The organism is Sphaerisporangium melleum (genome assembly GCF_014646695.1).
GTDB classification, from domain to species: domain Bacteria; phylum Actinomycetota; class Actinomycetes; order Streptosporangiales; family Streptosporangiaceae; genus Sphaerisporangium; species Sphaerisporangium melleum.
Genome location: NZ_BMNT01000041.1, coordinates 38,304 through 64,799, shown reverse-complemented (window position 1 = coordinate 64,799; position 26,496 = coordinate 38,304). Strand labels below are relative to the sequence as shown.

The 26,496-nt window shown below is 70.1% G+C and carries 21 protein-coding genes and 1 pseudogene; 15 read left to right on the top strand and 7 right to left on the bottom strand.

Going from position 1 to position 26,496, the window contains the following annotated elements:
* Positions 1-75 precede the first annotated feature (75 nt).
* From IEY93_RS30235 to rocD, 3 genes are all read left to right on the top strand, one after another.
* A complete protein-coding gene (locus IEY93_RS30235) occupies positions 76-543 on the top strand; it encodes an Lrp/AsnC family transcriptional regulator (RefSeq protein ID WP_189166561.1) in 468 nt (155 codons plus the stop codon).
* Positions 544-799: 256 nt separating this feature from the next.
* Positions 800-1,600: a dimethylargininase gene (gene ddaH, locus IEY93_RS30230; RefSeq protein ID WP_189166560.1), complete on the top strand. Its 801-nt coding sequence runs from the start codon at positions 800-802 to the stop codon at positions 1,598-1,600.
* Complete coding sequence (gene rocD, locus IEY93_RS30225; RefSeq protein WP_189166559.1) at positions 1,597-2,844, top strand: ornithine--oxo-acid transaminase; 1,248 nt, start codon at positions 1,597-1,599, stop codon at positions 2,842-2,844. The genes ddaH and rocD overlap by 4 nt, the downstream gene beginning before the upstream one ends.
* Before the next feature lie 52 nt (positions 2,845-2,896).
* Here the strand turns inward: rocD and IEY93_RS30220 are convergent, their stop codons facing one another.
* The 3 genes from IEY93_RS30220 to IEY93_RS30210 all read right to left on the bottom strand — a co-directional run bounded on the left by IEY93_RS30220 (position 2,897) and on the right by IEY93_RS30210 (position 6,724).
* Positions 2,897-4,483: an alkaline phosphatase D family protein gene (locus IEY93_RS30220; RefSeq protein ID WP_189166558.1), complete on the bottom strand. Its 1,587-nt coding sequence runs from the start codon at positions 4,481-4,483 to the stop codon at positions 2,897-2,899.
* Between the two features lie 312 nt (positions 4,484-4,795).
* Positions 4,796-5,560 (bottom strand): GNAT family N-acetyltransferase, encoded by a 765-nt coding sequence (locus IEY93_RS30215; protein ID WP_189166557.1) that lies wholly within the window; start codon positions 5,558-5,560, stop codon positions 4,796-4,798.
* 240 nt (positions 5,561-5,800) lie between these two features.
* Positions 5,801-6,724 (bottom strand): NAD-dependent epimerase/dehydratase family protein, encoded by a 924-nt coding sequence (locus tag IEY93_RS30210; protein ID WP_189166556.1) that lies wholly within the window; start codon positions 6,722-6,724, stop codon positions 5,801-5,803.
* A gap of 316 nt (positions 6,725-7,040) precedes the next feature.
* On the opposite strand from IEY93_RS30210, the gene IEY93_RS30205 reads away from it, so the two are divergent.
* Both IEY93_RS30205 and IEY93_RS30200 read left to right on the top strand, forming a co-directional pair.
* Positions 7,041-7,364, top strand: coding sequence for a CU044_2847 family protein (locus IEY93_RS30205; protein WP_189166555.1), 324 nt, complete (start codon positions 7,041-7,043; stop codon positions 7,362-7,364).
* 1 nt (position 7,365) lies between these two features.
* Complete coding sequence (locus tag IEY93_RS30200) at positions 7,366-13,827, top strand: trypsin-like peptidase domain-containing protein (RefSeq protein WP_189166554.1); 6,462 nt, start codon at positions 7,366-7,368, stop codon at positions 13,825-13,827.
* 200 nt (positions 13,828-14,027) lie between these two features.
* On the opposite strand, the gene IEY93_RS30195 is transcribed toward IEY93_RS30200, so the two are convergent.
* Positions 14,028-14,621: a TetR/AcrR family transcriptional regulator gene (locus tag IEY93_RS30195; RefSeq protein ID WP_189166553.1), complete on the bottom strand. Its 594-nt coding sequence runs from the start codon at positions 14,619-14,621 to the stop codon at positions 14,028-14,030.
* Positions 14,622-14,755: 134 nt separating this feature from the next.
* On the opposite strand from IEY93_RS30195, the gene IEY93_RS30190 reads away from it, so the two are divergent.
* On the top strand, positions 14,756-15,673 hold the full coding sequence (locus IEY93_RS30190; RefSeq protein WP_189166552.1) for an SDR family oxidoreductase: 918 nt from the start codon (positions 14,756-14,758) through the stop codon (positions 15,671-15,673).
* Positions 15,674-15,771: 98 nt separating this feature from the next.
* Here IEY93_RS30190 and IEY93_RS30185 read toward each other — a convergent pair whose 3' ends face one another.
* Positions 15,772-16,299 (bottom strand): GNAT family N-acetyltransferase, encoded by a 528-nt coding sequence (locus IEY93_RS30185; RefSeq protein ID WP_189166551.1) that lies wholly within the window; start codon positions 16,297-16,299, stop codon positions 15,772-15,774.
* Between the two features lie 81 nt (positions 16,300-16,380).
* On the opposite strand from IEY93_RS30185, the pseudogene IEY93_RS39835 reads away from it, so the two are divergent.
* The 5 genes and pseudogenes from IEY93_RS39835 to IEY93_RS30165 all read left to right on the top strand — a co-directional run.
* A pseudogene (locus IEY93_RS39835) lies at positions 16,381-16,605 on the top strand (hypothetical protein); the annotation flags it as partial.
* Positions 16,593-16,814 (top strand): DUF397 domain-containing protein, encoded by a 222-nt coding sequence (locus IEY93_RS30180; protein WP_189166550.1) that lies wholly within the window; start codon positions 16,593-16,595, stop codon positions 16,812-16,814. The pseudogene IEY93_RS39835 and the gene IEY93_RS30180, both read left to right, overlap by 13 nt.
* A gap of 12 nt (positions 16,815-16,826) precedes the next feature.
* Positions 16,827-17,030 (top strand): DUF397 domain-containing protein, encoded by a 204-nt coding sequence (locus IEY93_RS30175; RefSeq protein WP_189166549.1) that lies wholly within the window; start codon positions 16,827-16,829, stop codon positions 17,028-17,030.
* A 17-nt stretch (positions 17,031-17,047) separates the two neighbouring features.
* On the top strand, positions 17,048-17,275 hold the full coding sequence (locus tag IEY93_RS30170) for a DUF397 domain-containing protein (RefSeq protein ID WP_189166548.1): 228 nt from the start codon (positions 17,048-17,050) through the stop codon (positions 17,273-17,275).
* A 148-nt stretch (positions 17,276-17,423) separates the two neighbouring features.
* The gene (locus IEY93_RS30165; protein WP_189166547.1) at positions 17,424-18,131 is read left to right on the top strand and encodes a TetR/AcrR family transcriptional regulator; all 708 of its coding nucleotides are present in this window, start codon (positions 17,424-17,426) and stop codon (positions 18,129-18,131) included.
* A gap of 19 nt (positions 18,132-18,150) precedes the next feature.
* Here IEY93_RS30165 and IEY93_RS30160 read toward each other — a convergent pair whose 3' ends face one another.
* Entirely contained in the window at positions 18,151-19,449 is a 1,299-nt protein-coding gene (locus tag IEY93_RS30160) for an ATP-binding protein (protein ID WP_229691599.1), read from the bottom strand.
* Between the two features lie 337 nt (positions 19,450-19,786).
* On the opposite strand from IEY93_RS30160, the gene bla reads away from it, so the two are divergent.
* Together bla and IEY93_RS30150 are read left to right on the top strand one after the other, a co-directional pair.
* A complete protein-coding gene (gene bla, locus IEY93_RS30155) occupies positions 19,787-20,794 on the top strand; it encodes a class A beta-lactamase (protein WP_189166546.1) in 1,008 nt (335 codons plus the stop codon).
* Between the two features lie 362 nt (positions 20,795-21,156).
* A complete protein-coding gene (locus IEY93_RS30150) occupies positions 21,157-21,987 on the top strand; it encodes an alpha/beta fold hydrolase (protein WP_189166545.1) in 831 nt (276 codons plus the stop codon).
* 281 nt (positions 21,988-22,268) lie between these two features.
* On the opposite strand, the gene leuA is transcribed toward IEY93_RS30150, so the two are convergent.
* Complete coding sequence (gene leuA / locus IEY93_RS30145) at positions 22,269-23,984, bottom strand: 2-isopropylmalate synthase (protein ID WP_189166544.1); 1,716 nt, start codon at positions 23,982-23,984, stop codon at positions 22,269-22,271.
* A gap of 445 nt (positions 23,985-24,429) precedes the next feature.
* On the opposite strand from leuA, the gene IEY93_RS30140 reads away from it, so the two are divergent.
* Both IEY93_RS30140 and IEY93_RS30135 read left to right on the top strand, forming a co-directional pair.
* Entirely contained in the window at positions 24,430-24,675 is a 246-nt protein-coding gene (locus IEY93_RS30140; RefSeq protein ID WP_189166543.1) for a DUF2630 family protein, read from the top strand.
* Positions 24,676-25,248: 573 nt separating this feature from the next.
* Positions 25,249-26,496, top strand: a 1,248-nt coding sequence (locus IEY93_RS30135) for a cbb3-type cytochrome c oxidase subunit I (RefSeq protein WP_229691598.1), incomplete at its 3' end; no start/stop codon positions are given.

Here is a 26,496-nt window from a genome sequence, read left to right as displayed (position 1 = left end):
GGCTCTCCGCCGCCGTCCGGCGCGCCCGGCCCCCGGAATGTGTGCCGGGCGCGAAGCGGCTGTATACAGGTGCGCGTGGAGTTGGACGCGCTTGATCGTGCGATCGTGGGGGCCCTGGTCGAGGACGCCCGGGCGACGTACGCCGAAATCGGGCACCAGATCGGGCTTTCCGCCCCGGCCGTCAAGCGGCGCATCGACCGCCTGCTGAACAGTGGGGCCATCACCGGCTTCACCGCTCTGGTCGAGCCATCGGCGCTGGGCTGGACCACCGAGGCGTACGTCGAGCTGTTCTGCCGGGGCAAGACCTCCCCCGCCGAGATCGGCCTGGCCGTCTCCCGCCATCCCGAGGTGATCTCCGCCTGCACCATCACCGGCGAGGCCGACGCGCTGCTGCACATCCGCGCCAAGGACGTCCGGCACGTCGAGCAGGTGATCGAACGGGTCGCCGCCGAGCCGTTCGTCATCCGGACCAAGAGCGCGATCGTGCTGTCCCGCCTGATCGACACCCCGCATGCCCGCGACGGGGTACCCCAGTCGTCCTGACGGTCCCACAGATCGCCCGATTTCTTCACATCGCGGACATCCTGCCGAGACGCCGGTGAAACATATCGTGACCTGCGGCCGACGGCGCGAAAGGACGTTCGGCTACATCCGCGGGCCCACGCAACGGATCGCCGCGAAGGGGGCAAAGCGCGCAACCGATCGCCGTGAGCGCGCAAGCTCCGCGCCTGGTTCGCGCCGATGGTCGTTTCTAGGCTGATGCCATCCCTGACCAGCCGTTTTCCCGACGGAGCGATAGATGGCGCACAGCCGGCATTACCTCATGTGTCGTCCCGACCACTTTGCGGTCGAGTACGCGATCAACCCGTGGATGGACCCGGACGCCGGGGCCGACGCGGCCACGGCCGTGCGCCAGTGGGAGGGGTTGAAGGACGCCTACGAGGAGCTGGGGCACCAGGTCAGCCTGATCGACCCGGTCGAAGGGCTGCCCGACATGGTGTTCGCCGCCAACGGCGCCCTTGTGGTGGGCGGCCGGGTGTACGGCGCGCGGTTCGCCAACGCCGAGCGCGCCGCCGAAGGCCCCGCGTACCTGCGCTGGTTCACCGAGAACGGCTTCGGCACCGTGATGGAGCCCGCCGAGACGAACGAAGGCGAGGGCGACTTCCTCACCCTGGACGAGGTGATCCTGGCCGGCACCGGCTTCCGTACCGCGATCTCCGCGCACAAGGAGGCCCAGGAGTTCCTCGGCCGCCCCGTGGTGACCCTCCGGCTCGTCGACCCGCGCTACTACCACCTGGACACCGCGCTGTTCCCGATCAACGGCCACAACGTGGCCTACTATCCGGGCGCGTTCTCGCCGGGCAGCCAGGAGGTGCTCCGGCGGATGTTCCCCGACGCCGTGCTCGCCGGCGCGCAGGACGCGGCGGTGCTCGGCCTCAACGCGGTCAGCGACGGCCACAACGTCGTGATCAACGTGGAGGCCGGCGAGCTGGCCCTGGAGCTCAAGCGCCGGGGCCTGAACGTCATCCCCGTCGACCTCAGCGAACTGCGCAAGGCCGGCGGTGGCCCGAAGTGCTGCACTCTGGAGATCCGCGTATGACCACCACCACCGACATCATCGAGCTGAGCGAGCGGCACAGCGCGCACAACTACCACCCGCTGCCGGTGGTCGTGCGCGAGGCGCGAGGCGCGTGGGTGACCGACGTCGAGGGCCGGCGCTATCTCGACTGCCTGGCCGGCTACTCCTCGCTCAACTTCGGCCACGGCAACCAGGCCATCCTCGGCGCGGCGCAGGAGCAGCTCCAGCGGCTGACCCTGACCAGCAGGGCGTTCTTCCACGACCGGTTCGCCGACTTCTGCGCGGGCCTCGCGGCGCTGTGCGGCAAGGACATGGTCCTGCCGATGAACACCGGCGCCGAGGCCGTCGAGACCGCGATCAAGGTGGCCCGCAAGTGGGGGTACGAGGTCAAGGGCGTCACCCCGGACCACGCCGAGATCATCGTCATGGACGGCAACTTCCACGGCCGGACCACGACGATCGTGAGCTTCTCCACCGACCCCGACGCCCGCGACGGATTCGGCCCCGCGACGCCGGGATTCACCGTCGTCGAGTACGGCTCGGCCGAGGCGATCCGCGCGGCCATCACCCCGGACACGGTGGCCGTGCTGCTGGAGCCGATCCAGGGCGAGGCCGGGGTGCTCGTCCCGCCGCCCGGCTACCTGCGGCAGGTCAGGGAGATCTGCACCGAGCACAACGTGCTGCTGGTCGCCGACGAGATCCAGTCCGGGCTCGGCCGCACCGGCGACACCTTCGCCTGCCAGCACGAGGGCGTGGTGCCCGACATGTACGTGCTGGGCAAGGCGCTCGGCGGCGGCGTCGTCCCAGTGTCCGCCGTGGTCGCCGACGCCGATGTGCTCGGGGTGATCAAGCCCGGCCAGCACGGCTCGACCTTCGGCGGCAACCCGCTGGCCTGCGCGGTCGGCAGCGCCGTCATCGGCCTGCTGAACACCGGCGAGTACCAGGCCAGGGCGCGCGAACTCGGCGCGCTGCTGCACGAGCGGCTGCGGGCCCTTATGGGCCACGGCGTCATCGCGGTGCGCGGCCGCGGCCTGTGGGCGGGCGTGGACATCGACCCGTCCATCGCCACCGGCCGGCAGGTCTGCGAGGCGCTCATGCGGCACGGCGTGCTCGCCAAGGACACCCATGGGTCCACCATCCGCCTGGCGCCGCCGCTCGTGGTGTCCGAGGAGGACCTCAACTGGGCCGTCGACCGGTTGACCGAGGTGCTGGAGGAGCTGTCCGCCGCTCTGCCGGCCGGCTCGCCCGAGCTCGCCGGCCGCTGAGCCGATCACATCCCGTACCGGCCCGCCGAAGCGCGGGCCGGTACGGCCCTGGTCAGGAGGTGAGCCGGATGCGGGTGAGCTCCTCGAAGTCGGGGCGCGCGGTGTGCCAGCGCACCACCGCGGAGCGTCCGTCCAGGTCGAGTGAGGCGATCGCGTTCGGGAACCACGGGCCGTTGGTGATCTTCCAGCGCAGGGCCCGCCGGGGGAGGCGGACCGTGCGGGTGAGCAGGCCGCCGACCAAGCTGGCCACGCCGAACGAGCCGATCACGTTGGCCAGCCGCAGCCCTCGGCTCAGCGGGTTGCGGATCGGCGAGCAGACCGCCTGGTAGATGCGGGTCGAGTCGAGGTCGGCCGAGGACGGCCCGGCCGCGGCCAGGTAGGAGTAGTGGACGTCGCCGGACATCAGCACGATCGTCGCCGGGGGCCTGCCACGCCGGCCGGCGGCGACGTCCACGAGCAGCCGGCCGAGCTGTTCGAACGACGTCCGGAACGCCCCCCAGTGCTCCAGGTCGAGCGCCTGGCGGATCTTCTCGGCGTACCCCGCCGCCCGGGGCCCCCACGCGCCGCCCGCGACGGCCTCGTTCCAGCTCTCCACGTCGAAGATGCCGCTCGGCAGGAACACCGGCACCGAGGACCCGATCAGCAGGTGGTCCACGTCGCCGGTGGCCAGGTCGGCGAACCAGGCCCACTCGTCGTCGTCGAGCATCCGCCGGCGGCCCGGGTCGAGCTGCCGGGCGCACCGGGTGTCCAGCATGATCAGCCGGGTGCCGCCGATGTCGCGGGTGTAGCTCCACCGGGTGGAGGCGGGGTCCTCGTCGGCCTTGCGGGCGAACGCGTCGAGCAACCCGCCGCCGTCGCCCCCGTCACCGGCCGCGCGGATCTCGGCGTACAGCGGGTCGGCCTTGCGCTCGGCCGGCGAGAGGTTGCCCAGGTGCTGGTAGACCCAGTAGGCGCCGAGCGCGGAGACGACGCGGGTCGGCCACCACGACACCTCGGCCATGGTGCGCCGCCAGGCCATGGAGGTGTTCCAGTCGTCGCGCACGTCGTGATCGTCGAAGATCATCGCAGTGGGGACGGTGGAGAGCACCCAGCGCACCACCGGGTCGCTCCACGCCTGCCGGTACAGCTCGGCGTACTCCTCGAAGTCCACGATCTCGTCGGGGCCGTCCTGGCGCCGGGCGTGGATGAAGTCCAGCATCTCCTGGGACGGCTCGTCGGCGTACACCTGGTCACCCAGGAAGATCAGCAGACTGGGCAGCGCGTCGCCCTGCATGAGCCGCAGCCCGAACTCGCGCAGCACGTCCGGCCCGTGGGTGCGCACGTGCGGCTCGTCGTGCGGCACGCTGGTGCGGCAGGAGCCGAACACCACGCGGTTCAACTCGGCCAGCGGGCAGATCTTGCTCTCGGGGAGGTCCTCCAGCGGCCACACCTGGCGCCCGTCCAGCTCAACGGTGTACGAGCCGGTCTCCTCGACGTCCACGATGGCGTAGTGATGGCCGTGGACGGTGAAGGTGCGCTCGGTGGCACGTGCCCCCGCGACCTCGACGGCGACCTCGCAGGGATCACTCGTCTCCACCCATATCGACGCGCTCGTCTCATCGACGTAACGCAGCATCGGCCCTACCAGCAAGTCGGGCACGTTTTCCTCCCCTAGTGCGCACCGCTTCGAACCTTATGCTCAACTCGTCCCGAAGCGCAGGGCGACCGGGCCCTCCCCTTGGCACGGCCGCCACGCCCGCAGCCGGACGACGAGCACGGCATGGCGGCCGATCGCCGGGCGAGCGTACGAGAGTTTCAGGTCGCGGCGCCCGCCCGGTGCGGCCGGTGCCGTACGTCGCGATGATCGCGCAGCGGCACCGGCTCCGACCGGCCGAGCAGGCCACTGCCCCCTTTGCCGGAAATATCACCATTTAGCGGCGCGGCACAGCCTGCCGGCGGTCACGATGGGACGTCAGGAGGAGAAGACCGTCCAGCGCTCCACGAGGCGGAACCCCATGTCCGCGTAGAGCGGTGCGCCCAGCTCGCTGGCGTGCAGGAACGCCGTACGCGCGCCCGCCGCGTACGCGTCGCCCAGCACCGCCGCGGTCACCGCCCGGCCGTACCCGCGCCGGCGGTGCGACGGAGGCACCGCGATGTTGAACACTCCCACCAGGTCGCCCGCGACGACGCCGAACGAGGTGCCCACCGGCTCCCCGTCCACCTCCGCGACGTACGCGCGCATGCCGGGGTGGTCCATCAGGGCAGGCAGGCTGAAGCGCTCGAACACCTCGGGCGGCCCCTCGAACCCGGCGGCCATCGTCGCCTGGTACCGCTCACGTTCCTCGCCGGTCACCGGGCGGACGCGCACCTGCCCGGCCTCGGCGGCCTTGCCGTCCTCCTCGGTGATCTCCTTGGTCATCAACGGCAGCGACAGACGCTGGGTGCGGTCGTGCGCCGCGGCGATGTCGGCGATCCGCGGGTCGAAGCGCTCCCCTCGCACCTGGATGCTCCACGGCACCCCGCGCAGCCGCTCCGACGCGGCGAACTGCGCGACCTCCTCGGCGTCGGCCCGCGGCGCGACGCTGAAGACGCCGCTCAACAGCGGCGTCGGCGCGCCACTGACCATCTCGTACGTGCCCCGCGCGCCGGCCCGGTGGTAGCCGTCCGGCTGGGCCGCCACGAACATCGCGATCGCCGCCGCCCACGCCTCGGCCGCAATATCAGCAGAAGTCTGCATAAATCCCCCCTTGGATGCCCGAAACCCTACAAGTGCTCGCCACCGCGTACGCGGCCGTCAGTCGCACCGCAGAACGGGCAGATCGTGGGGAAAGCACGCTCAGGGACCTGGACCCGCCACGGACCGGCCCTTCAACGTGACCCGACATTCAGCCGGATCGCGGCATTCCCCGAGCGGATCGGGCACCGACATCCGGCGTGCCGGTCACACGTTCCCGCGGCGACCGGCCCGCCGAGGCCGTCAGCGGGCGCGCAGCCAGGCGACCGTCTCCTTGAGCTGCGCCTCCAGCGGGGTCGGGGTGAGACCGAAGACCGATTCGAAGGCCGAGGAGTCCAGGATGAACGGCCGGTCGAACTGGTACCGCGTCTCCTCCAGCTCGCGCACCATCGGCACGAACAGCCCCGCCGCCCGCATCGCGATGTGCGGAATGGCGGAGACGCGCGGCGCGGGGGCCCCCGCCGCCGCGGCGAGGCGCTCGACCAGCTCCCTGATGGTCACCGCAGGTAGTGTCGGCACGTGCCAGGCCCTTCCCCAGGCCCGCTCGCCGGTGCCCGCGGCGGCCAGCGCCCGCGCCACGTCGGGGATGTAGGTGAAGCTGTGCGGGTGGTCGACCGGAGCGGGAACCCGCACCGGCTTCCCGTCGAGAATCGGCGCGATGTACCCGAAAACGGAGTCCTTGCTCATTCCCGGGCCGAAGAAGTCGGAGGCGCGCACCTCGGTGGCGCGCAGGCGGCCCGCCTCGTGCGCGGCGAGCGCGTCGGCCCACATCTTCGCTCGCACCCTGCCCTTGGACCCGGCGGACGCGAGGGGCAGGTCCTCGGTGATCGGCCCGTCCACCGGCCCGTACCCGTACAGGTTGCCGAGGATGACCAGCCCCGCTCCATTGTGCTCGGCCGCCGCGAGCAGCGCGTCCGCGACCGGCGGCCAGTCCTGCGGCCAGCGGTGGTAGGCCATGTTGACGCAGTTGTACAGCGCGTCGGCCCCCTCGGTGATGCGGGCGAGCCGCGGGCCGTCCCCCGCGTCCGCCGCGACCCGTTCGATCCGCTCACCGGCCGGGCCCGACCCCGACCGGGTGACCACGACGACCTCGTGGCCCGCTCCGGCCAGTTCCTCCGCCAGGTGCGCCCCGACCTGCCCGGCCCCGACCACGACGTGCTTCCCCATGTCCCTGCTCCTTCGTGACGACCCGTGTGACACCCGTCCCACGGTCCCCGGCGTGACCGCGCATCGCGGACCCGGCGCCGGAACGGTGCCGAAGCACTCCAATCAGTGCTCCCTTTCGAGAGCAATGCTCTCTCAAGAGAACGCCGCAGTCAAGAGCACTGCTCTCAAATCAGATGGCCAGTCTCCAGGTGGATGGCCACCGCCGGCATTCGGATGGGCGACCTGGCCGAGATGAAGGCCGAGCGGGAGCCGCCTGCACGGGTTACGATCCGCTCCGTACCCGTTACGACGGTTTCGCCTTCCCCCGGAGTCCGACGTGAGTGAACTGATGCGCATGCCACTGGCCGACGGCGGCCAGGTCGTGGTCGAGGTCTCCGAGAACGAGCCCGGCGTCCACCGGGTGTCGCGCGGCGGCAACGGCAGGATCGAAGCCGCCGTGGACTCCCTGCAGGTGGCACTCCAGCCCATCAGGGAAGCCGCCGAAGCCGCCCTGGAGACCTTCCGCAAGTCCGGCCCGGACGAGGTGGAGATCGAGCTGGGCGTCAAGCTCAACGCCGAGGCCGGCGCCGTCATCGCCAAGTCCTCCGTCGAAGGCCACCTGACCGTCAAGCTCACCTGGCGGCGCCTCCCGGAATCCTGACATGCGCCCCTGGTCGGTCCGCGTCCACGGCGCCGGCGCGGCGTGCGGCGCGGGCGTCCTCATCGACGACCGGCACATCCTGACCTGCGCGCACGTCGTGAACGCCGCCCTCGGCAGAGACACGGCCGAACGCTCTCTCCCGGCCGCGCCGATCGAGGTCGACTTCCCGATCGACGCCGGCGGAGCCCGCCTCCCGGCCACGGTCGCGGACGGCGGATGGTTCCCCATCGAGGACGACGAGCGAGGGGACGTCGCCGTCCTGAGACTCGCCACACCACCACCCGCCGGCACCGCGCCCGCCGTACTGTCCGACCACGTGGCGCGCGGCACCCGCATACGCGCCTACGGCTACCCGCGCGGCGTCGACACCGGGGTCTGGGCCGTGGCGTACGAGGTCGGCGACCCCAGCGGTCCCGGCTGGGTCCAGCTCGACGCCTCCCGCACCACCGGCAAACGCATCGAGCGCGGGTTCAGCGGCGCCGGCGTCGAGAGCGACGACACCGGTCACGTTCTCGGCATCGCGGTCACCGAGGACCGTGATGAGGCGGCGAAGGTCGCCTGGATGCTCCCGGTCGCGGTCCTGGCCCGGTACTGGCCATCCCTCCCGATCACGGCCACCGGGCACCGGCCCCGTCCTGGTGACGGCACGCACACCGTCGATGACGCACGAGCCACTCCCCTGCCGCCGCAACTCTCCGGTGTCCTGCGGATGATGTGCCAGGTGACCGACGACCTGCCCTACCCGCTACGCGGCATCCGCGGACGCTTCCCGCTGTCCGATGTGTACGTGCGGCAGAGCGTCGCCGCCGCCCCCGAGCCGCGCAGGCGCTGGGACGAGGACGACGACGAGCTCGTGCTGGAGGAACGGCGGCCCGCGACCGGACTGGCACAGCCCTTCGAGCAGGTCTTCGAGCAGCACGACCATCTGGTGATCGAGGGCGCGGCGGGACTCGGCAAGACCACCCTCGGCAGGATGCTGACCCGCCACTTCGCCAAGAGCGTCCTCAAGGACGCCGAGACCGCTACGAAGGACGCGCCCCTTGCCAGGCTGGCCCCGGCCGGAGCGGCGCGGGAGACGCCCACGACGCCGAACGACACCGCCACGACACAGAACGACGCGGCCACGTTATCGACGGACGCGCGCACGGCCGCCGGAGCCGTCCGGCGGGACGACATGCTGGTGCCGATCATGCTGCCCGCCCGCGTATTGGCCACGCACCTCGACCGGAGCTGGCCGGAGGCGTTGCGAACGGCGGTCGCCGCCGAGTACGGCCGCCCCGACGGCGAGGTGCCGGCCGACCTGTTCGGCCACCGGATCGACGGACGGCGCTGGCTGGTCGTGGTGGACGCCCTGGACGAGATCCCCGACCAGGACGACCGCGAACGGCTGCTGACCGCGCTCGCCGCACGCATCCCGGACAGCGAGGGCCCGGCGAGGTTCCTGGTCACGACCCGCCCGCTCTCCCCCGGCGAGGTCGACCGGCTGCGCGGGCCACGGGTCGGCATGTACGAGCTGCAACCGTTCGACCAGGAAGCCCTCGTGCAATTCGCCCGGAACTGGTTCGACCCGGACGGCACGCCGTCGGGGAACGCGGCGGCGGAGGAGTTCCTGCGGCAGGTGCGGCTGGCCGGACTGGAGGAGGTGCTGGTCGTGCCACTGCTGGCCACGGTCGCCGCCAACATCCACCAGTCGCGGCGCGACCGCCCCCTTCCTTCCGGCCGCTACGAGCTGTACGAGGAGTACATCGGCCGGTACGCCCAGGCTCGCGCCGAGGCGGACTCCTCGACCTTGGCCGTCCTGAAAGAGGTGACCGGCGGCCCGGCCCTCGCCGACTGGCTGTACGCGCACCGCGCCGAACTGCTGGAGGAACTGGCCACCGCCTACACCACCACCGAGACCCCGCTGCTGGAGGTCGCTCAGCGTTTCCTGGCCGACCACGCTCCGCTGCCCGCGCGACTGCCGTTCGACTGGGAGAGCACCCTGGCCGAGTGGCTGGCGCAGACCGGCGTACTGACCCGGAGCCGTACCCGCCTGCGTTTCCTGCACCACACCTTTGCCGAACACCTGGCCGCCACCGCCCGCGCCAAGACCCTTCCCCGCGACTTCCGCCCCGGCGAGCCGCCATGGGAGGAGCTGATGACCGCCCTGCTCCTCGACGACGAGGCCACCGAGCGCGTGGTGCTCCACTACCTCCACCTGGCAGGAGAAGGAACAGGCCTGCTCGACGCCCTGCAACACGGCACCCTGGACCAACGCACCCGCGCCGACAAGCTCATCGAAGCAGGCGCCCCCACCTCAGAGGGCCAGCTCAGCGCATACCTGGTCCGCCTTGAGGACAAGGTGCGCACGGACGCCTCCGCCGACCTCGACCGTGTCTCCGCTCTCACCCGTCACGCACTGGTACGTGAGCGCTTGGAAGGTTTTCTGACCGACCCCTCACTCGGAACCGAGAACCGGATCGCGATCATCGACGCGCTGCGGGAACGATCCGAGCGAGCACGCCGGGACGGCCCTTCCCTGCTGCGATCGTTCACCACTGCCGACCACCCGATGAGCACCCGCTGCGCCGCCGCCACCGTCCTCGCCCGGTTCGGCGACACCCATCGCGCCCAGGCCGCACGCATCCTCCAGGAGTTCGCTGAGAACGTCGAGGCCGAGCGAGACGACCGCATGGCGGCGGCACGGGGCCTTGCCGGGCTCGGTGCGGAACACCGGGCGCGGGCCGGCCTGGTCTTCCATCGGCTGGCGACCGATTCCATGATCCACCCCTGGTACCGAATCGACGCCACGGAGGATTTGGCCAAGTGCGGCGCTGAACATCGAACGCGCGCCGCCGCCGTCCTGCGCAACATCGCCGCGGACGCCACGGTCGGAGGCTGGAACCGGCCAGAAGCCGTGGAGAAGCTGTATGAACTCGGCGGACCCTACAGGGAGGAAGCCGTACGCCTGCTGGACCGGCTGGCCGAGGATCTGGTGAACGATCCGGTGGAACGCGCGTACGCGTTGGTGGCGCTCGCGAAGATCGAACCATGCCACCGTTCCGCGGCGGCCGAGGCCGTCGTCCAAGCGGCCACCGACGTCAGCTCGTACTTCGGAGGCCGACGCTTGATCACGGTCGAGCTGGCGGAGCTCGGTGAGCCACATCGCGCGACCGCAGCGAACATCCTGTTCGCTCTGGCTACCAGGCCTGACACCCCATTCCCTTCCTCCGTTCGCTGGCACGCGGCGAAGGCACTACTCAATCTGGGTCCCGGTTACCGGGCCATAGGCGCCGACGCGCTGCACGTGCTCGTCCAGGACGCGCGCGTCAGCGCGGGGGACCTCAGGAACATGGCCGTCCTGCTCGCCCGACTGGGCGGGGACCACCGTTCCCTAGCCGCCGATGCGCTGCTGCGACTCGCCACCGGCCACGTCATCCCAGTCGAAACACGCCATTCGGCAGCGAAGACACTCGCCAACCTGGGAAGCGAGCACCATAGGCAGGTACTTGAGATCTTCGAGGCGCTGCGAGAGCACCCCCTCGCGTCCTCCACAGAACAGGCACTGGCCGCGACGACATTGGCCGCGCTCAACCCCGACACCGCACCAGTGGCCGCCGGCTTACTGCACCGCGTCGCCGGCGCTCCCACAGCCAGTACCGAGGCTCGGCTACAGGCCGCCGAGACGCTGACGGACCTGGGCTCGCGCCACATCGGTCAGGCGGCGGACCTGTACGTGGCCGTAGCGGCCGACCATCTGCACTCCGAGGACCGCCGCACTGCGGCGGACAAGCTGCTCAGCCTGGGTGGCGAGTATCGAAAGCACGCCGTCGCGATCAGCGAGGAGTTGATCACCGACCCCACCATCGACTCCTCAGTGAGATGGTTCACCTCGAGCGGCTCCGTCTTCTCGGCCGAGGTCACCGCCGACCGTTGCGCCGAGGTCGGGGACCAAATTATCAGCGATGTCTCCGCGGATTTCTGGTACAGGGTCAACGTCCTCAATGAACTGCGGGTCATGGGCGCCGAACGCAGCCGCTTGGCGCTCGCCCTCCAGTACCGTCTCGCCACCGACCCGTCCGTGCCCGCCATGCACCGCAAAGATTGCCTCGAAGACATCGCGCATATCGGCGAGGAACACCGGGCACGAGCGGTCGCGATCCTCCTCGGGATGGCCGAGGCCACCGCTCCGCACGTCCATCTCCGGCCGTTCATCCTGGCCTGCGTCGCCCGTATCGAACCCGCGCAGATGGACACAATCGCCGAACTACTGCACCGGCACGCCGCAGACCCGCTCGTCGCATCTGCTGGCCGTGGTGAGAGTGCGTACGAGCTGGCGAAGCTGGGCGGTACGCATCGTCGGCGCGGGGCGGAGATTCTGTGCCGGCTGGCCACCGATCTCGGCATTGATGCGAACGAACGAATGGAGGCGGCACGGTCGCTGACCAACCTCGGCGGTGAAGAGCTGGAGCGGGGCGCGGAGTTGCTGTACCGGCCGGCCACCCGCAGCTCCGAGGAAGCGGTTCTGGAACCGGACGTGCGAAGGCGGGCGGCGCTGGACCTGGCGAGGCTGGGCGGCGAGCACAGGATTCGGGGTGCCGCCGTCTTGACCGACCTGGCCGCCGACCCACTGGTGGATGTGAGCGTGCGCTGGACGGCGGCTCGTGACCTTGCCGGGCTGGGCGGCGACGAGCGTGATCAAGGGGCCAGGGTACTGGGTGAACTGGTCACTGGTTCCATCCATGATCCGGAAGAGCGCCTGGAAGCCGCACTGGCCCTCGCCGAGCTGGGTCCCACCGCGCAGGTCCGCGCGTTCCGCGTTCTCGGCGAGCTGGCCGTGGACGCGAGCGCCGATGTGTTCGTCCGCCGATGGTGTGCGGAGTACCTCGGCCGGCTGCCGGTACCCGAGACGCAGAAGATCGCGATAACGGCCCTGCACCGCCTCGCCGAGGACCGCGACGTGGACGCGTGGAACCGGCTGTGGGCCATCGAGTCCCTGGCGGCGCTGGGGCCGGACGCCCGCCGACTCGCGTGCGAGGCGATGGAACGGTTCCGCAAAGAGAAGGACGGAGCCGACGGCGAACTGCCACGGGCACTGGCCATCGCCGCCATGGCGGATGTAAGTGACGCCTGCCATTTCGACGCCGTCGAGCTGCTCACCCGGCTGGCGGAGAGCACCACCCGCGCGGACCACGAACGGATCCAGGCCGCCATCACGCTGCTACGCCTCAGCTACATCCACACAGAACGCGGGGCACGGCTGCTCGGCATGATCGCGGCCGATCCCGGCGTACGAGCCTGGGAACGCCGTCAGGCCGCCGAAACGCTCGCCCGGCTCGGCCCCGGAAACCGTGCGCACGCCGTGCAGTGCTTCCAGGCCATCGCCGCCGACGCCGCCGCCGACCCCTGGGAACGGGGAGAGGCCGCCATGGCCATGGCTCACCTGTCCACTGAGGACGGCGACCGGCAGCAGGCGGTCGCCGTGCTACAGCGCATCGCCGAGGACAAGGGAGTCCCCGGCGACCAGCGCCGCCACGCCGCCGGCATTCTCCTCGTCCTGGGACCTGAGGCACGCCCGGTGGGAATCCGGGCACTGCAGTCCATGGCCACCGACCGGCAAGCCGGGGACGACGACCGCTGGTCCACTCTCGCCGTCCTCACCGAGCAGGAAGAAGACCGCGACGTATTGGCCCGCATGCTTCGCGACCTGGCCGAGGAGCCGGACGCCGACGCGGGCGTACGGCGACAGGCCGCGCTCGCCCTCGCGATGCTGGGCGACGAGCGGCGCGAGGAGGCCGTACGAGCACTGCGCGGGTTGTCCGCCGACCCGGCGGTCAGCGGCGCGCACCGCGCTCTGGCCCTGGACTCCTTGGCCACCATCACCCCGACCACGTCCCTGCGAGACGAGGCCGCGGAGACGCTCGCCCGGGAGGCTGCGGACCCCGCCAACCCGGTACCGCTGCGCCGCACGGCCGCAGAAGTCCTGGCCCGCCACCATCTCGGACACCGGGGCCAGGCCGCCGAACTCCTGCACGAAATCGCCGCCGCCGAATCTGTGCACCCGGAAGAACGCCGTCACGCGGCACAGGCACTGGCCGACCTGGGATCCGGTCACCGGGACGGCGCCATACGGCTCCTCCAGATGTTGGCCGACGACACGACCACGGACCAGTACGAGCGTGCCGTCACGGCCTTGGCCCTGGCCGCCCTGCGCCCGTCGCACCGCAGAACCGCCGTCGATCACGCGCGAAGGCTGCTGAACGACCCCGGACTCCCCGCCGACCGGCGTCTCACGATCGCCGAAGGCCTCGCCGAACTGGGCACGCCGCATCAGCAAGCCGCCGTAACGGCCGTTCAGGCTCTCGTCGTCGCATCCTCGGACGACGGCACGAGCAGATTCCGTGCCGTCCAAGCCCTTGCCCGCCTGCTCGGCGCCGACGGCCGGATCAAGGAGCCGCCCTCGCTCCGTGACGCTCCCGCCTGATCGGCCTCCGGTAGGCGTGGTCCGCGTACGACCCGTGCGAAGCCTGTCTGGTACGCCTCGGGAAAGCCGAGGTATCGGCCAACGGCCCCTCATGACTTCGCCTAAGGTCTCTCGGGTACCGGGGCACCAGCGGATACCGGATCTCTCCGGTCTGCGGCCTCGCTGTTACCCGCCTTCGCCGTCCTGCCCGCCGCCGACGATCATTTGCCGGCGGTCACGGCCTTCAGTTCGTCGAATGACTCCCTGATGATCTTCGGGAGGTCCGGTACGTCCGAGAGGTCCGGCGATCCGGACTGGCCGGGTTCGCCGACCCAGCGTTCGAACGCGACCCTGAAGACGGCGATGCCCGCCTCGGCGGCCAGGCTCGCGGCCGGGTCCGCGACGCCGCGTTCGCGCAACGCGTCCGCGAGCGCCGCCGCGAGTGAGACGAGCTTGATCAGCTCACGCTCCCGGAGTCCGGGATTGGCGATGATGACGGCGTGCCGCCGACGGGCGAATTCGCGGCGTTCCTGGAGCAGCCCGCCGGCGACTTCGACGGCGGCGGCGATCGCCTCCATCGGCGTCGCGGACTCGGGAGCCTCGGCGACGGTGCTGACGAACAGTTCCTGCAGGGCACCCGATCCGCCGAAGAGCACCTCGCGCTTGTCGGCGAAGTGCCGGAAGAACGTCCGCTCCGTCACCCCCGCCCGCGCGGCGATCTCCGCGACAGTGGCCTGTTCGAACCCGCGCTCGCTGTAGAGCTCCAGCGCCGCCCGCTCCAGCCGCCCGCGCGCGCCCGGCTCCCATCGACCCATGGGCCCAATCGTAGTTGATGACAGCAACTGACATCACGAGCTATGCTCGAACTCGGCGATGTCAGACACTGACATCGCAGGACCCTGCGCGCACATTCTGCGCTGAGGGCATCGACGTATCCGAAAGGTTTCCCATGCGCGTTTTCGTCACCGGCGCCTCCGGCTGGATCGGCTCCGCCGTCGTTCCCGAGCTCATCGCCGCAGGGCATCAGGTCGTCGGACTGGCCCGCTCGGACGCCTCGGCCGCCGCCCTGGCCGCGGCCGGAGCAGAGGTGCAGCGCGGCACTCTCGACGATCTGGACGGCCTGGCCGCTGCCGCCGCCGCCGCGGACGGAGTGATCCACCTCGCGTTCAAGCACGACATCGCCTTCTCCGGCGGCTTCCAGGAGGCCACCGACGCCGACCGCCGCGTCGTCGAGATGTTCGGCGAGGCCCTCGCAGGCTCGGGCCGTCCGCTCGTCATCGCCTCCGGAACCCTCGGCCTCGCGCTGGGACGGGTGGCGACCGAACAGGACGGGGCGACTCCCGACCCGTCGGCGTCAGGCGACCGGTCGGCCACCGGACGGCTGACGCTCTCCCTGGCCTCTCGCGGCGTCCGCTCGTGCGTCATGCGACTGGCCCCGACCGTGCACGGCGAAGGCGACTACGGCTTCGTCCCGATGCTGGTCGGCATCGCCCGCGCCAAGGGCGTCTCCGGGTACGTGGACGACGGGTCCAACCGCTGGACGGCCGTACACCGGCTCGACGCGGCGCACCTGTTCCGCCTCGCCTTGGAGCAGGCCCCGGCGGGGTCGATGCTGCACGCGGTCGCCGAGGAGGGCGTACCGATGCGCGCCATCGCCGAGGTGATCGGCCGCCACCTGGACGTCCCGGTGGCCTCGATCCCCCTGGAGAAGGCGGGCGAGCACTTCGGCTGGCTGGGCGGCCCCGTCGCGATGGACAGCCCGGCGTCCAGCACGCTGACCCGTGAGCTGCTGGGCTGGCAGCCGACGCAGCCGGGTCTCATCGACGACCTCGAAAAGGGCCACTACTTCCACACCCCGTCGGCCTGACCGGCCGCACCTCGACGGTCCATCTCGCATCCGAACCCGCGGGCCCAGCCCCGCCCACCGGTTCTGAGTGAACGGCTCGCCCCGGTGACCGGCTTCGATCAGGACGCCGGCCGGGACCGCCATTCATCGGCGAGGATGCTCATCTCGAACGAGGACCACCACACGCCGTTCGCCGTCGCGACCTCGCGGAGTGTGCCTTCCCGGACGAACCCGAGCCGCTCGTAGAGTCGCACGGCGGTGGCGTTGTGGGTGAACACCCCGAGCGACACACGATGCACGCCCATCTCATCGAAGGCGACCCGCTGGACGGCCCCGACCAGCGCCTCCCCCACCCCGCACCCTCTGGCTCCGGGCGCCACCAGCACCCGCCCGAGCCGGGCCGTCCACCCCGGGGCGTCCAGCATCATCGAGGCGTGCGCGAGCGGCTTGCCGGGGTCGTCCCGGTCGACCGCCGTCCAGACCCGCATCCGATCATGCGCCCCGGCGGCGTACCGCAGCACCTGCCGCTCATCCAGCGGCCAGGTGAACCCGGTCGCCCCCGACCACATCACCAGCTCCGCCGGCCCGTCCACCCACGAGACCAGCGACACGGCATCGGACACCACGAAGTCCCGCAACTCGATCACGCCCCACCTATACCGCAGCCGACACTCCGGCACCCATACCAAGTCCCAATGACACGAGATATGGAATAGGTCCTCCCTCATAGTGCTTACGCCGCGACAGGGCTCCTGGGAGGATTCGCCATCGCACAAGTACCGGGAACTCCTGATACTGCTTACGTTGAGGCGGCTTCGAACGCGCAAGTTACCGACTGGACAGAAACCGTGCGGACCCTAGCATTCAGATACGAAGGGATTCGCCCAGAAGCGCCGTCCCAACACGAATCCCTAGACCTGATCAAGGAGACGCTGCAGCAATGGACGAGTTGACCCAGGAACCACGGACAGCCAAGTGGATCAAGTCCAGCCATTCAGGCAACAACGGCGGGAACTGCATCGAGGTCGCACGCCTCTCCGGGGCGCAACGGGGCGTACGCGACAGCAAGAACCCAGCAGGGCCGGTGCTACTGATCCCTGGGCCTGAGTGGACCACGTTCATCGCCGACATGAAGACCGGCGAAGTCTCCCGATCCTGCTGAGGTGAGAACGAAGTGACTCCGATAACAGAATGGGACACATGGCGTAAATCCTCCCGGTCGGGGCCAGACGGCGGCGAATGCGTTGAGGTCACGCATGTTCCCGGTGGCCGACGAGGGGTACGGGACAGCAAGAACCCCACCGGGCCAGCCCTGCTCGTCTCCGAGCCTGAATGGGTCGCCTTCATCAACAGCATGAAGAACGGGAGATTCTCCTGATTCGCCAGTAAAAGGTGATGCGGACGGACGACTTGAGCCGGGAGCCACGGGCAGCCGAGTGGATCAAGTCCAGCCACTCTGGACCGGATGGCGGGAACTGCGTCGAGGTGGCGCGTCTCCCAGATGCCGGCCGGGCCGTACGCGACAGCAAGAACCCGGCCGGAGAGGCACTGGTCGTCACCCCGTCCGAGTGGAGCGCGTTCGTCAATGGCGTGAAAGCCGGAACACCCTCGTCTGCGGCGTAAAGGCCGGCATCCCCGCCGAAAGGCCGCGGCCGATGGCGGCAGGGTGGTCGTTGGCGACTGCCAAGCGGGATCGGACGCTGGGCTCCGATCCCACGAAAGTTAGAGCGGTGCTCTCTGAGCGAGTCGGCGCTCTGGTAGGGTTGGCGGGGTGAGTGTCAGTCGTAGTGTGCGGGAGCGTGTGCGGGCCGAGCTGATCGGGGAGATCAAGGCGGTGGCGCGGCGGCACCTCGCGGTGGAGGGGGCGGCGGGGCTGTCGCTGCGGGCCGTCGCACGCGAGCTGGGGATGGTCTCCTCGGCGATCTACCGGTACTTCCCGAGTAGGGACGATCTGCTCACCGCGCTCATCATCGAGGCGTTCGACGCGGTCGGGACCGCCGTCGAGCAGGCCGACGCGGCGTGCCCGCGCGAGCACCACCTGGACCGGTGGATGGCGTCCTGCCGGGCGATTCGCACGTGGGCGCTGGCCAATCCGCACGAGTACGCGCTCATCCACGGCACGCCGGTGCCCGGGTACGTGGCGCCGCAGGACACCGTGGCGGCGGCCGCCCGGGACGGCATCGTGCTGACCGGCATTGTGCGCGATGCGAAGCAGGCGGGCAGGCTCTTGCCCGTACCCGGACTGCCGCTCACTCCCTCGTCCTTCGCGCCGGACGCGGAACGGCTGCGCGAGGTCCTGACCCCGGACTTCTCCGACGACCTCATTCTGCGTACGCTGCTCGCCTGGACCCAGATCTACGGCCATGTGAGCTTCGAGCTGTTCGGCATGTACAAGGCCCTGATCGAGGCGGACCGCGCCGACGCCTTCGACTACACCGCCCTCCTCCAAGCCCACATCCTCGGCCTGAAGATTCGATAGTCCCCGAGCTCCCGGAACCTCACGCTTCGCCGAGCTTCCCTATGGCGCGACCGCCCTGCGGAGCCACCTCCCAGAGCGCGCTCACCGGCATGGCCCGCATGCGTTCGCCGAAGGGAAGGGTCTGGGTACCGGTGTAGAGCACGACTCCGACGACGAAGTCGTCCCCGAGACGGTCGGCCAGATGACGTAGTCCGCGAAAGTCGTCCGGACGCACCGTGGACGAGGCTTTCACCTCGATGGCCACGACCCGGCCCTGGCGGTTCTCCAGGACGGCGTCGACCTCCACCTTGTCCTTGGTCCGATAGTGGAACAGCTCGGCGCGCTCCTCCGACCAGGTGAGCTGGCGCGCCAACTCCATCAGGACGAACCCTTCGAGAAGCGGCCCGAACGCGCCTTCCGGCCGGACGAGGCTCCTGGCGTCCACACCCAGCAGGTTGGCGGCCACTCCGGAGTCCACGAAGGCGAGCTTCGGTGTGCTCGTCGCACGACTGCTCAGGTTGCGCGACCACGCCGGTACGCGTTTGGTCAGGAACACCTCCTCGAGCAGCGCGAGGTATCGAAGGACGGTACTCGTCGACAGCCCGACGTTCAGGGCGCCGGCGACGAGAAGCCGCCCGGACCGGGCCGCCAGCAACCGCACCAGCGCCCGCATCTCCGACAGTCGTTCGATGTCCGAGAGCTGACTCACGTCTCGTGCGATGAGATCCGAGACGTACGAATCGAGGAATCGCTCCCGGCGCCGGGGGTTCGTCCGCGCGACCGCTTCGGGGAAACCCCCGCGGACGACTCGTTCCGCGTAGTCGTTGCGGGTCGCGGACGAGGTGTGATGGACCTTCGGCCCCTCCTGGAACAGCGCGTCCACCAGGCCGTCAGGCGTCCCGTCGATCTCCCCCTGTGAGAAGGGCCAGAGCTCGATGGTCTCCACCCGGCCCGGCAGTGCGTCCGGGAGCCCGCGCAGGCCCAGCACCCGCGCGGAACCGGTCAGGAGATAGCGTCCCGGCCGGGGGTCGGTGTCCACCTGCTCCTTGATGGCCAGCAGGAGATCAGGGACACGCTGAATCTCGTCGATGACCATGGGCTCGTGGAACGCGACGAAGCCGGCGGGATCGGCGATCGCGGCCTGTCGCACGGCGGGTGTGTCGAGGTTGCGCCATTCGGCCGCACGGTCTTTGGCGAGTAGCCGGACCAGGGTGCTCTTGCCGGACTGGCGGGCACCGTTGACGAGCACGACCCGGGTGTCGTTCAGCGCCTCTCGGACGGCTCTGGCCGCCCGGCGCGGCAGCACGTGCCCCAACGGTGTCTGCGAGGTGTTGACCACCAGGTCAGCATGCCAGCAATGGCTTCGATCCGCTACAACGGCCGCTACTCAGCTGACATCGTGGTCGCCGCCCACCTGACGCGCTGGTCGCAACCTATGTGACACGTTGGTCGCTCATTGGCTGACGTGATGGTCGCCGCTCCACTGACGCGATGGCCGCTCCTCCGCAGATCGATCGGCCGACTTGCGATGACAGCGGCCGGCTCGGCGGTCAGCGCGCTGTGAACAGGCGTGATATCGAAATCTTCATGGATTCCGCCCTGATATCGATATTGGACATCCCGCGACGGGGTCTGGTTGGCTCACAGCTCCTGACCGATCAACAGTGAGGATGACCATGCGATTCTTCCGTGCCCACCGGTTCGGAACGACGGTGAGCGCAGGCGTGCTGGGGATCTCGGTCCTGGCGGGTGGCAGCGCGTACGGGAGCGGCAGCGCGTGGGCGGCTCCGTACGCGGCGGCGGAGATCGGCCACGCCTCCCCGGTGCAGGGATCAGTACGGACGGCTGTACCGGACCGGCCCCTGGGGTTGTCGCCGGCGAAGGCGCGGCGGGAGCTGCGGGCGCTGGAGACGGCGTTCAAGGCACGCATCGGCGCGTACGTGATCGACACGGCGACCGGGAAGACGTTCGGCTACCGCTCCGGCGAGCGGTTCCCGCTCCTGTCCACCTTCAAGGCGATGGCCTGCGCCGCCGTGCTGAAGAAAGCGCGCACGTCGGACCCGGGCCTGATGGGCCGGGTCGTGCGCTGGACCAAGGACGAACTGAAGGAGAACTCGCCGGTCACCGAGAAGCACGTGCACGACGGGATGACGGTCGCGGAGCTGTGCAGAGCGGCGATCACCTACAGCGACAACACCGCCGGGAACATGATCCTGAAGCAGATCGGCGGGCCGAAGGGCCTGACCGCGTACTTCCGGACGCTGAAGGACCCGGTCTCCCGGCTGGACCGCTGGGAGACCGAACTGAACGAGTGGACCCCCAAGGAGAGGCGGGACACCACCAGGCCCGCCTTCATCGCCCGTGACCTGGGCAAGGTGGCCGTGGGCACCGCGCTGGACGACAGGGACGAGGCGCAGCTGAACGCGTGGCTGCTGGCGAACACGACCGGCGGCGAGCGGATCAGGGCCGGCCTGCCGAAGAGCTGGATCATCGGCGACAAGACGGGCAGCGCCAACTCGCACGGGGCCGCCAACGACATCGCCGTCGTCCGCACCTCGCCGTCCGCCGCGCCGCTGATCATGGCGATCTACACCAACGCCAGGGCGGCCGGAACCCCGTACGACAACAAGCTCGTCGCCCGCACCGCCACCATCCTGGCCCGCGCCATCGGCAAGCTCCCCTAACCCGACCAGCCGCTCCAGAAGACCGGAATGGTCGTCTCCGTCGTGGCAGCGGTGGGAATGCCGGTTCTCGGCATGACTTCCGAGAACCGGCATCCCCGGGGCGTTCCTGACCTGCCGGCCGCTGAGCCGGTGATGCGTCCCGCCAGTGTGCCGCCGTGCTCCTCGCTCCCTTGCTGATGCGCGGGTCGCCTGGCGGCTGGGGCCGCGGCGGGATCACTGCCGGCCGGTTCGGTGCCGGGTGGGGTGACGGTGGCGTGTATCACACGAGGGCCGGGAAGAGAATTGTGCGCAACTTAGTTGCGGGATATTCGATTGCGTACGGCACGATGCGCTGACGAAGCGCCACCCGAAGGAGAAGAACGATGAACCGTCCCACCACCCGCCGCCGCGTGCTGGCCGCGCTGCTCGGCTCGGCCGTCGCCGCGACCGCTCTGACCGGAGTCACCGCGCTGCCGGCCGGTGCGGAGGCGGTCGCAGGAGGGCACGGGAGCAAGCCGACGGTCGTGCTCGTGCACGGCGCCTTCGCCGACGCCTCGAGTTGGAGCGGCGTGGTGGAACGCCTCCAGCGGCACGGTTATCGCGTCATCGCCCCGGCCAACCCGCTGCGTGGCCTGGCGTCGGACGCCGCTTACACCGCCGCCCTGCTCAAGAGCGTCAAAGGCCCGGTCGTCCTGGTCGGCCACTCCTACGGCGGCGCCGTGATCAGCAATGCCGCGCGGGGCGACGACAACGTCAAGGCCCTGGTGTCGGTCGCCGGGTTCCTCCCTGACAAGGGGGAGAGCGCCGCCGAACTGTCGGGCAAGTTCCCCGGCAGCACCCTCGGCCCGACCCTGCAGGAGGTTCCGCTGCCCGGCGGGCAGACCGACCTCTACGTGCGGCAGGAGAAGTTCCGCAAGCAGTTCGCCCACGACGTGCCCGCCGCCCAGGCCGCCGTGATGGCCGCCACCCAGCGCCCGGTCACCGCCGCCGCGCTGAACGAGGGCTCCGGCGCCCCCGCCTGGAAGAAGATCCCCACGTACGTGCTCATCCCGACCGGTGACAAGAACATCCCGCCGGCCGCCCAGCGGTGGATGGCCAAGCGCGCGCACGCCCGCGCCGTCGTCACGATCAAGGATGCCTCGCACGCCGTCCTGGTCTCCCGGCCCGGAGCCGTGGCCGACCTCATCGAGCGCGCCGCCACCAACAGCCGCTGAGCATGGCGGATGCGCTCGGGGCGCCGCCTGAGATGAGCAGGACGCGTCCGGGCCGCTGCCGGCATCAAGCAGGACACCTGCGGGCGCCGGCCACGACGCGGCCGGATCGCTGCCGGCGCTGAGTACGGCCGCGGGACACGACTCGGCCGCGCCCGCACGAGGGTGTGGCGGGCGCGGCCGGGGAGGACGGGGGCCTTGTGGGCCTGGTGTCCGGCGCGGGTGGCGCGCGGGCTCAGGCGACGCCGGGCAGGTCGTGCCGGCGTCGCCGCGAGCCCCGGCCGTCAGCCGCGGGAGGCGCGGTTGACGGCGCTGAGGATGGCCTTGAGGGAGGCGGTGACGGTGTTGCCGTCCACCCCGACGCCCCACAGGACGCGGTCGCCGACCTGGCACTCGACGTAGGCGGCGGCGCGGGCGTCGGAGCCGGCGCTCATGGCGTGCTCGGTGTAGTCCAGGACGCGGACGTCCACCCCGACACGGCCGAGCGCGTCCACGAACGCGGAGATCGGGCCGTTGCCGACGCCCTCGATCTCGCGGATGTCGTCGCCGATGCGGAGGTCCGCGCTGATGGCGTCCTTCTCGTCGACGTTGGAGACGTTGCGGTGGGCCAGCAGTCCGTAGCGTCCCCACGGCTTGGCGTCGTTCGGGAGGAACTCGTCGCGGAACACCTCCCACATCTGCGCCGGGGTGACCTCGCCGCCCGCGGAGTCGGTGTGGGTCTGGATGACGCCGGAGAACTCGATCTGCAGGCGGCGCGGCAGGTCGAAGCCGTGCTCGGCCTTCATGATGTAGGCGACGCCGCCCTTGCCGGACTGGCTGTTGACCCGGATGACGGCCTCGTAGGTGCGCCCGACGTCCTTGGGGTCGATCGGCAGGTAGGGGACGGCCCAGGGGAAGTCGGCGACCGGGACGCCCGCTGCGGCGGCGTCGCGGTCGAGGGCCTCCAGGCCCTTCTTGATGGCGTCCTGGTGGGAGCCGGAGAAGGCGGTGTACACCAGCTCGCCGCCGTAGGGGTGGCGGGGGTGGACGGGCAGTTGGTTGCAGTATTCGACGACGCGGCGGATCTCGTCGATGTCGCCGAAGTCGATCTGCGGGTCGATGCCCTGAGAGAAGAGGTTCAGGCCCAGGGTGACCAGGCACACGTTGCCGGTGCGCTCGCCGTTGCCGAACAGGCAGCCCTCGATGCGGTCGGCGCCGGCCTGGTAGCCCAGCTCGGCGGCGGCGACGGCGGAGCCGCGGTCGTTGTGCGGGTGCAGGGACAGCACGATCGAGTCGCGGTAGGCCAGGTTGCGGTGCATCCACTCGATCTGGTCGGCGTAGACGTTCGGGGTGGCCATCTCGACGGTGGCCGGCAGGTTGATGATGACCTTGCGGTCGGGGGTGGGCTGCCAGACGTCGTTGACGGCGTCGCAGACCTCGACGGCGTACTCGAGCTCGGTGCCGGTGAAGGACTCCGGCGAGTACTGGAAGTAGATCTCGGTGTCGCCCATCGTCTCGGCGAGCTTCTTGCACAGCTTGGCACCCTCGACGGCGATCGCCGTGATGCCCTCCTTGTCCTGGCCGAAGACGACGCGGCGCTGCAGGGTGGAGGTCGAGTTGTACAGGTGGACGATCGCCTGCTTGGCGCCGCGCAGCGACTCGAAGGTGCGCTCGATCAGCTCGGGCCGGGCCTGGGTCAGCACCTGGATGACCACATCGTCGGGGACGCGCCCCTCCTCGATGATCTGGCGGATGAAGTCGAACTCGGTCTGCGACGCCGCGGGGAACCCTACCTCGATCTCCTTGTAGCCCATGCTCACCAGCAGGTCGAACATGCGCAGTTTGCGGTGGGGGTCCATGGGGTCGATCAGCGCCTGGTTGCCGTCGCGCAGGTCGACCGCGCACCACTGCGGGGCACGGTCGATGACCTTGTCGGGCCAGGTGCGGTCGGTCAGGCGGACCGGGGTGAACGGCTGGTAGCGCTTGACGGGCATCGGACTGGCTTGCTGCTGGGGATACATCGCATGCTCCTGGTCATGTCGGGACCGGGGCGGGCACACGTCGGCGCAGACGTCATGACGGGCACGGAACGTCCGGACCGGTCTCGTCGAACCTGCCGGATCCGCTGTACGCGGCCGAAGTCGTCGACGAAAGAGTGGAAGCTCGCCACCGGGATCAAACCCTTGAAAGCGGCCGACGCGCATGGCTCGCACCGCGGCGAGGGAGCCGGCCTCTTACAGGCCCCCGCCGCGGCGGCTAAGAAGAAGCAGCCCGCGCAGCATAACCAAGACGGTAGCAGACGCCGGACGCGGCCCGTAACGCGTTCGCCCGTGCTCGGGGTGACCCCGGGACGGGAAGGGGATCGCGCCGAGGCTACCGGCCGGTGGGAGACACCGGCCCCAGGGCAGGGGGCGCAGGGGTGGTTCGTCCCCGTAAGCTCCCTGCTGGAAGACAGGAGGAACAGCGATGCAAGACGGCCAGATCCTTTCGAGAATCAAGGAACTCATCGCGGAGGAGCACGAGCTGCGCTCACAGCTGACCACGGGCGAGGTGTCCGAGGGCGAGGAGCACAGCCGTGTCCGCGCGCTGGAGGAAGAGCTCGACCAGTGCTGGGACCTGCTGCGCCAGCGCAGGGCTCACCGCGAGTTCGGCGAGGACCCCGACCACGCCAGCCCGCGCCCGGTGAACGAGGTGGAGAACTACTGGCAGTAGCCCCCGACGCCCGGCCCGGCCCGTCCTCGCGGCACGCCCGCACTGGACGGGCCACGGCCGGCACCGGCGGGGCCACCGGCGCACCCGCCGTACGACGGCGTCGGCTTCACCGTCCACCATCCCGCCGACCCGGCGCCGTCCCATGGACCCGCACCGAGCGGAACGATCAGCGCCGCGGACCGCGGCACCCGGCCACCGCCCCGGCACCCCGCTGACCAGTGATCGGGTGATGAGCGGTTGAAGTACCCCGGCTCGCCTCGCCATCCGCGCGGCAGCGGCGCCTGCTCGCCGTAATCCGCCCGACCCGGCACGGCTCCGCGCAACGGACCCGCAGCGTGGAAGAACGCTCGGCCGAGACGTGCACCATGGTTCGCCACGGGCTCCACGGACTGGAAGGCGAGCGGGAAACGTAGGGGGGCGTAAAGAAATTGTGGTTGGCGGGGTTTGGGGTTTTGCTTCCCGTTTCGGCGTTTAGTCGTATTTCTGCGTTGTAATCGGAGTATTCGGAGTAATCGGACTTCGAGCACCACGACGGCAGGCACGACGAGCGCGGACCGCGGCGGGGAGGCTGCTGTGATCTACACACGCGAAGCGCCGGCCCCGGCGAGCGCGCCCGCCCCGAAAGGGCGGGCCGTCATCGACTGGCTCACCACCACCGACCACAAGAAGATCGGCAACCTCTACCTGATCACCGCGTTCGGGTTCTTCCTGTTCGCCGGCATCGAGGCGATGATCATCCGGGCCGAGCTGATGGCGCCCGGCCTGCAGTTCGTGACCCGCAAGGAGTACAACGAGCTGTTCACGACGCACGGCACGCTGATGCTCCTGCTGTTCGCCACCCCGCTGTTCGCCGGCTTCGCCAACGCGATCATGCCGCTGCAGATCGGCGCGCCGGACGTGGCCTTCCCGCGGCTCAACATGCTGAGTTACTGGCTCTTCCTGTTCGGCGGGCTCATCGTGATCGGCGGGTTCCTCACCGCGAGCGGGCCGGCCGACTTCGGCTGGACCGCCTACACCCCGCTGTCCCGGGAGACCTACTCGCCGGACGTCGGCAAGGACCTGTGGATCATGGGCCTGGTCATGTCCGGCCTCGGCACCATCCTCGGCGCGGTCAACTTCGTCACCACGATCATCGCCATGCGCGCGCCCGGCATGACGATGTTCCGGATGCCGATCTTCACGTGGAACACCCTGCTGACCAGCATGCTGGTGCTGCTGGCGTTCCCGGTGCTGGCCGCCGCGCTGCTGGCCCTGGCGGCCGACCGGCGCCTGGGCACGCACATCTACGACCCGGACACCTACGGGGCCATCCTGTGGCAGCACCTGTTCTGGTTCTTCGGCCACCCCGAGGTGTACATCGTCGCGCTGCCGTTCTTCGGGATCATCACCGAGGTGATCCCGGTCTTCAGCCGCAAGCCGGTCTTCGGGTACATCGGCCTGGTCGGCGCCACCATCGCGATCACCGGCCTGTCGATGACGGTGTGGGCGCACCACATGTTCGCGACCGGCCAGGTGCTGCTGCCGTTCTTCTCGTTCATGTCGTTCCTCATCGCCGTGCCGACCGGGGTGAAGTTCTTCAACTGGGTCGGGACGATGTGGCGCGGGCACATCCACCTGCTCACGCCGATGCTGTTCGCGGTCGGCTTCCTGGCGACGTTCCTGCTGGGCGGGCTCACCGGGGTCATCCTGGCCTCACCGCCGCTGGACTTCCACGTGACCGACTCCTACTTCGTGGTGGCGCACTTCCACTACGTGCTGTTCGGCACCGTGGTCTTCGCGATGTTCGCCGGGTTCTACTTCTGGTGGCCGAAGCTCACCGGA

Coding starts and splice junctions, on each gene's coding strand:
- rocD (WP_189166559.1), top strand. CDS start 1,597: ATGACCACCACCACCGACATCATCGAGCTGAGCGAGCGGCACAGCGCG.
- leuA (WP_189166544.1), bottom strand. CDS start 23,984: ATGTATCCCCAGCAGCAAGCCAGTCCGATGCCCGTCAAGCGCTACCAG.
- IEY93_RS30190 (WP_189166552.1), top strand. CDS start 14,756: ATGCGCGTTTTCGTCACCGGCGCCTCCGGCTGGATCGGCTCCGCCGTC.
- IEY93_RS30195 (WP_189166553.1), bottom strand. CDS start 14,621: ATGGGTCGATGGGAGCCGGGCGCGCGCGGGCGGCTGGAGCGGGCGGCG.
- IEY93_RS30140 (WP_189166543.1), top strand. CDS start 24,430: ATGCAAGACGGCCAGATCCTTTCGAGAATCAAGGAACTCATCGCGGAG.
- IEY93_RS30180 (WP_189166550.1), top strand. CDS start 16,593: ATGGACGAGTTGACCCAGGAACCACGGACAGCCAAGTGGATCAAGTCC.
- IEY93_RS30200 (WP_189166554.1), top strand. CDS start 7,366: ATGCGCCCCTGGTCGGTCCGCGTCCACGGCGCCGGCGCGGCGTGCGGC.
- bla (WP_189166546.1), top strand. CDS start 19,787: ATGCGATTCTTCCGTGCCCACCGGTTCGGAACGACGGTGAGCGCAGGC.
- IEY93_RS30150 (WP_189166545.1), top strand. CDS start 21,157: ATGAACCGTCCCACCACCCGCCGCCGCGTGCTGGCCGCGCTGCTCGGC.
- IEY93_RS30210 (WP_189166556.1), bottom strand. CDS start 6,724: ATGGGGAAGCACGTCGTGGTCGGGGCCGGGCAGGTCGGGGCGCACCTG.
- IEY93_RS30170 (WP_189166548.1), top strand. CDS start 17,048: ATGCGGACGGACGACTTGAGCCGGGAGCCACGGGCAGCCGAGTGGATC.
- IEY93_RS30215 (WP_189166557.1), bottom strand. CDS start 5,560: ATGCAGACTTCTGCTGATATTGCGGCCGAGGCGTGGGCGGCGGCGATC.
- ddaH (WP_189166560.1), top strand. CDS start 800: ATGGCGCACAGCCGGCATTACCTCATGTGTCGTCCCGACCACTTTGCG.